Annotated in this window: 4 protein-coding genes; 3 read left to right on the top strand and 1 reads right to left on the bottom strand. The window is 70.8% G+C overall.

The window, feature by feature from the left end; all coding sequences use genetic code 11:
• Positions 1 to 138: 138 nt before the first annotated feature.
• From HG543_RS51680 to HG543_RS51690, 3 genes are all read left to right on the top strand, one after another.
• Positions 139 to 1,107, top strand: a complete 969-nt coding sequence (locus HG543_RS51680) for a nucleotidyltransferase family protein (RefSeq protein WP_169352369.1) — start codon at positions 139 to 141, stop codon at positions 1,105 to 1,107.
• A gap of 102 nt (positions 1,108 to 1,209) precedes the next feature.
• Entirely contained in the window at positions 1,210 to 2,508 is a 1,299-nt protein-coding gene (locus HG543_RS51685; protein ID WP_169352370.1) for a UDP-glucose dehydrogenase family protein, read from the top strand.
• Entirely contained in the window at positions 2,505 to 3,713 is a 1,209-nt protein-coding gene (locus tag HG543_RS51690; protein WP_169352371.1) for an acyltransferase family protein, read from the top strand. The genes HG543_RS51685 and HG543_RS51690 overlap by 4 nt, the downstream gene beginning before the upstream one ends.
• A 46-nt stretch (positions 3,714 to 3,759) precedes the next feature.
• Here the strand turns inward: HG543_RS51690 and HG543_RS51695 are convergent, their stop codons facing one another.
• Positions 3,760 to 4,050: a hypothetical protein gene (locus HG543_RS51695; RefSeq protein ID WP_169352372.1), complete on the bottom strand. Its 291-nt coding sequence runs from the start codon at positions 4,048 to 4,050 to the stop codon at positions 3,760 to 3,762.
• Positions 4,051 to 4,566: the final 516 nt, after the last annotated feature.

Raw genomic sequence — 4,566 nt, forward strand, 5'->3', positions numbered from 1 at the left:
CCCGTGCCCCCACCCCGGAGGGCCATCCGCTGTCACGTGTTCACCACTCCCGCGTCGTTTTGTCCGGCCGCATACACGCAAGAGGTGCGAAGCCGACCATTGCAGGCCCCGCGCTCCGCCCGTTAAAGGGGCCCCACCATGCCGCCGAGCCTCCTCGACACCTTCCGCGTCCTCGCCTCGTTCGACCCGCCGCGTGGCTCCCTGCGTGGGGCCCCCTGGGAGCAGTACGTGAGCTGGGCCATCTCCCAGGGCCTGGCGCCCCTGGCCGCCTACAACCTGCAGTACCGCCTGGCAGGCTCGGGGGTGCCGGAGGGGGTGATGGACCGGCTGATGGCCATCTACCAGGGCTCCGCGAACGACAACGTGATGAAGCTCGTCAACTTCAAGCAGATCGTCGACGACCTTCAGGGCCGCAAGCTGGTGCTGTTCGGAGGCGCCGCCTTCGCCGACACGCTCTACCCCCACGTGGCCTTCCGCCCGGTGACGGAGCTGCAACTGCTCATGAAGCGGCTGGATGTGGACGGCTTCGCGGGCTACCTCGCCAACCACGAGTTCAAGCCGGAGGACGCCACCGGCACCGGCGCCACCAAGGCGGTGTCCGACGGGCGCACCGTCATCCTGCTCTACTCGGACGTGCTGGGGGCGCAGCGTCGCGAGCAGGCCGCCGGCATCCTCGACCGCGCGCTGCCCATCCGCGTGTACGGCTCGTCCATCTTCCGCGCGGACCTGGAGGACGCGGTGCTGCTCACGGCCCTGGAGCACGCTCGCCAGGGCTACGAGGTCCCCTGGCTCTCCTTCATCGACCTGCGCGAGCTCGTCACCGGCGCCCAGGCCATGGGAGGCGCCTACTCCCGGCCATTAGACGTGCCCGTGCTGCTGGCCCGGGCAGCCGAGTGGCGCCTGGAGCGTGCGCTGTACACCTCGCTCGCCATCGTCGCGCGCCTCTTCCCGGAGGCCGCCCCGGCCGCCACCGCCGCCTACCCGCCGCTGCGCCGGGCCACCCGCGAGCTGCTGGACAGGACGGTGGTGGGTCCCATCAGCACCCCGGGCCAGGCCACGGCTCTCAAGGGGTTGGAGCGGGTGCGCCGTCTGCTCACAGGTCAGTGAGCCTGGCTGACTGCCCACCTGCCCTGGGGGACGGGCTTCCTTTCAATGCGCCTGTCAGCGTATGAGTCGGGCTCCGGACAATTCCCCACTGGGACTTCTTGAATGCGTATTGCCATCATCGGAACGGGCTACGTCGGCCTCGTCGCGGGCACCTGCTTCGCGGACTCGGGTAACGACGTCACGTGCGTGGACATCGACGAGCGGAAGATCCGCATGCTCCAGGCGGGCGAGGTGCCCATCTACGAGCCGGGTCTCGAGGAGCTCATCAAGAAGAACGTGCGCGAGAAGCGACTGTTCTTCACGCGCGACCTCCCGGAGGCCGTGGCCACCGCGCAGGTCGTCTTCATCGCCGTGGGCACGCCCGAGGGTGAGAGCGGCGACGCCGACCTCCAGTACGTGCTGGCCGCCGCCGAGCAGATTGGCAAGGCGATGAAGCACTACACGGTCGTCGTCGACAAGAGCACCGTGCCGGTGGGCACCGCGGACAAGGTTCGCGAGGCGGTGCGCAAGACGACGCAGCACGAGTTCGACGTCGTCTCCAACCCCGAGTTCCTCAAGGAAGGCGCCGCGCTGGACGACTTCCTCAAGCCGGACCGCGTCGTCATCGGCGTGGACTCCGAGCGCGCCCGCAAGGTCATGGCGGAGCTGTACTCGCCCTTCGTGCGCACCGAGAACCCCATCATCTTCATGGACACGCGCTCGGCGGAGCTGACGAAGTACGCCGCCAACGCGATGCTGGCCACGCGCATCTCGTTCATGAACGACATCGCCGCGCTCTGCGAGAAGGTGGGCGCGGACGTGGACTTCGTGCGCAAGGGCCTGGGCTCGGACAAGCGCGTGGGCTACCCGTTCCTCTTCCCGGGCGTGGGCTACGGCGGCTCCTGCTTCCCCAAGGACGTGAAGGCGCTGGTGGCCACCGCGCGTGACTACGGCCTGGAGCTGGACCTGCTGCGCGCCGTGGAGCGCACCAACGAGCGCCAGAAGAAGCTCTTGGTGAACAAGGCCGTGAAGCACTACGGCTCGCTCGAGGGCAAGAAGTTCGGCGTGTGGGGCCTGGCCTTCAAGCCGAAGACGGACGACATGCGCGAGGCGCCGTCCATCGAGGTCATCGAGGGCCTCATCGGCAAGGGCGCGCAGGTGGTGGCGCACGACCCGGTGGCCGCGCACACCGCCAAGCGCGTGTTCGGCGACCGCATCCGCTACGCCTCGGTGCCCTACGAGGCGCTGGAGGGCGTGGACGGCCTGTTCGTGGTGACGGAGTGGAACGAGTTCCGCCGCCCGGACTTCGAGCGCATGAAGGGCCTGATGAAGAGCCCCGTCGTGTTCGACGGCCGCAACATCTACGACCCGGAGCGCATGCGCGAGCTGGGCTTCACGTACTTCGGTATCGGTCGCCGGTGAGTCGTAGCCGCACCGGTTCCCTGGACGCGCTCACGGGGCTGCGGTTTCTCGCGGCCCTCCACGTGGTGCTGTTCCACTTCGGCAAGACGCTCGTCGCGTCGGCGCCGGAGGGGGTCCGCAACTGGGTGGGGGCGGGGTACTCCGCCGTGGGCGTGTTCTTCGTGTTGTCCGGCTTCGTCCTCGCCTGGAACTACCTGGACGGGGACGGGCGGATGGAGACAGGGACGCGCGCCTTCCTGGCCGCTCGCGTGGCCCGCGTGTACCCCGTCTACGTGCTGACCTTCCTCCTGTCCGCGCCGTCCACCATGGAGCTGTCCGTGGCGGCCAACGGGTGGAAGGTGGCCGCGATGAAGCTGGCGGTGGGCGCCCTGGGCGCGCTGTCGCTCCTCCAGGCGTGGGTGCCCAAGCTGGCGCTGTACTGGAACCCGCCGGGCTGGTCCGTGTCGGTGGAGGCCTTCTTCTACGCCTTCTTCCCCCGGCTGGCGCGGTGGCTGCCGCGGCTGCGGCCGTCGCTGCTGCCGACGGCGATGGGCGCGGTGTGGGTGCTGGGGCTGGTGCCGCCGCTGCTGTTCCTGTGGCTGCTGCCGGACGGGCCCGGCGCGGTGGACGCGCACGCGGCGGGCACGTGGATGTCGGTGCTCAAGTTCAACCCGGTGAGCCGGCTGCCCGAGTTCGTCTTCGGCGTGCTGCTGGGCTGGTACTTCGTGCGCGAGCGCGACGCGGGCGCGGCGAAGGGCAACGGGACGGTGCTGGCGGCGGCGGGACTGGCGCTGCTGGTGGCGGCGGGCGCGGCGGGCCCGCGGATTCCGTACCCGCTGATGCACAACGCGCTGCTGGCGCCCGCGTCGGGGCTGCTGGTGTACGGGCTGGCGCGGGGCGGTGGGGCGCTGGGCTGGCTCCTGTCGCGCCCGCTGCTGGTGCACCTGGGCGGGGCGAGCTACGCGCTGTACCTCCTCCAGTATCCCGCGTCGGAGGCGGCGAAGGCGCTGGCCGGGGTGCTGGCACCGTGGGTGGACATGCAGTCCCCCGTGGCGCTGCTGGGCGTGCTGCTGGCGGTGGCGGTGCCGGCGTCGGTGGCGGTGCACCGCTACGTGGAGACGCCGCTGCGCTCGCGCGTGCGCAAGGCGCTGCAGCCGTGGGTGGACGCGGAGTCCTCCGAGTCCTCCAAGCCGGTGCCCGCGCGGCCGGTGGTGCCTGGGGCCTGAGAGGCCGGGTGTGGGGCCCCGCCGTCAGCGGCGGGGCGGGAGGGCCTCAGCGCGACAGCCCGCAGGCGCGCTTGCCTTCCTCGGTCTCGATGGCGCGGCAGTCGCAGCCGTCCAGGCGCTCCTCGCAGACGAGCTCGTCCTCCTCGGTGGGCTCCACGCGGTTCTCCTCCTCCGCGGCGCGCTGGAGGCACAGTTCCCTCTCCACGGAGTTGGTGGAGCAGTCGCAGAGCTTCTCCGCGAGCTCGCGGCAGGCGCCCTTGCAGCCGGCGAGACCGGACAGGGTGGAGCAGAGGAGGGCGGCGGTGACGAGGAAGCGGCGCATGGGTGTGGCGAAGATGCCAGAAGGTCCCCCGGATGCAAGCCGCGCGAGACGCCCGCGTGCCCGGGTGGATGTTAGGGTCGCCCGCCTGCTCCGTTCCTTGGGAGGACCCATCCCATGCTGTCGCTCGTCGCCGCCGTCCTGCTGGCCGCCGCGCCCACGCCCCCTTCGCCGTCCCTGCTGAGCCCGGAGTCCGGGCGGCACCTGTCCGCGCGCCTGCTCGTGGCCCAGGCGCCGGATGCGCCCGCCGCCGCGCCGGTGTCGCCGCCCCCCGCGCCTGGCATGGACGCGGACCTGGACGCGCGCATCCGCGACCTGTCGCAGCAGGTCGCCCTGCTGCAGAGCGAGATTCGCGGCATCGACGTGAACTTCCCCATCGGCTCGTTGGTGATGGCGTACTTCGGCTACGTGCTGTCGCCCATGCTGCTGATTGGCATCCCCCTGCTCATCGTCGGCTTCGGAGAGGAGGACGAGGACGACCAGGCGCTGCTGCTGGGCTGGGGCGGGGGCCTTGCCCTGTCTCTTATACANATC

Origin of the sequence: Pyxidicoccus fallax, from assembly GCF_012933655.1 — a bacterium.
GTDB classification, from domain to species: Bacteria; Myxococcota; Myxococcia; order Myxococcales; family Myxococcaceae; genus Myxococcus; species Myxococcus fallax.